The sequence below is a fragment of the Nocardia sp. NPDC060220 genome (genome assembly GCF_042727815.1).
GTDB lineage: Bacteria > Actinomycetota > Actinomycetes > Mycobacteriales > Mycobacteriaceae > Nocardia.
On sequence record NZ_JBHWZY010001365.1, the window covers coordinates 1 to 1,113 of the forward strand.

A 1,113-nucleotide genomic window follows, 5' to 3' on the forward strand; every position below is an offset into this window, starting at 1 on the left:
CGCCGACGTCGACGCGCAATTCCTCGGGCGTGATCGCGCCCGTCACGATGCCGAGGCGGCGCGGCGCGGCCGGGCTCGTCGCCTCGGTATCGGCCTCCGCGGAGCCGGACACACCGTGCCCGGCCTCCGCGGAGCCGTGGTGGGAGTGCGCGCGGGCGCGCGCTTCACGCACGCCCAACGTCGCCGCACCACTGTCGATCGCTTCCAACTGCTCCTTGATCACCTTCAACGGCAGGTACTGATCGCGTTGCGCGGTCAGCACGAAACGCAGCCGTTCGTAGTCGGCCACCGAGAACCGCCGGTATCCCGACGGTGTCCGTTCCGGCCGGATCAGGCCCTCGGATTCGAGGAACCGGATCTTGGAGATGGTGATATCAGGAAAATCTGGTCGCAGTAGGTCGAGTACGGAGCCGATCGACATCCCTCCGCGCGCCCACTGCGCCGCCCCTGTCACAGCACTGTGCCCGTTACGGGCACCAGTACCGTTGGGGTCATCGCGACCCCGCGCCCGACGCCGACTCGTTCGCCTGCGTGCGCGGACCGGTCAGGAAGACCAGCCGGAACTTGCCGATCTGGACCTCGTCGCCGTTCTGCAGCTCCGAGGAGTCCACCGGCTCCCGGTTGACGTAGGTGCCGTTGAGGCTGCCCACATCGACGACCTGGAACGAGTCGTCGTCCTGACGGAACTCGGCATGCCGACGGCTGACCGTGACGTCATCCAGAAAAATGTCACTGTCGGGATGGCGGCCGGCCGAAGTGGTCGGCTGATCCAGCAGGAAACGCGAGCCCGCGTTCGGGCCACGCTTGACCACCAGGAGGGCCGCACCGGCCGGCAGGCCCTCGACGCCCTGAACCGGCTGTTCGCCGGTCGGCTCTGCGGAGCGCGACGCGTCGACCTCGTTGAGGAAGTCCGCGCGGAAGACCGACGTCGTCTCGGCCGCGGTTTCCCCGTAACCCGGGTCCCTGTTCTCGCTCACCGTTTCTCTCCTCCTCGAACCTGATTATCCATGCAAGCAGGTGCTGTATTCGGCGACACGACCGGCGCGATCACATCGCCAGGAAAAGATCCCGGCGTCGATTCCCCGACGTATCCGCTTGGCTTTGACCGTACCC

Annotated in this window: 2 protein-coding genes; both read right to left on the minus strand. The window is 67.0% G+C overall.

Annotation, left to right across the window (positions count from 1 at the left end; genetic code table 11):
• The coding region (locus tag ACFWF3_RS36815; protein ID WP_379318866.1) for a MerR family transcriptional regulator at positions 1 to 421 on the minus strand (421 nt) is incomplete at its 3' end.
• Between the two features lie 70 nt (positions 422 to 491).
• Positions 492 to 977, minus strand: coding sequence for an FHA domain-containing protein (locus ACFWF3_RS36820; protein ID WP_101462719.1), 486 nt, complete (start codon positions 975 to 977; stop codon positions 492 to 494).
• Positions 978 to 1,113 lie beyond the last annotated feature (136 nt).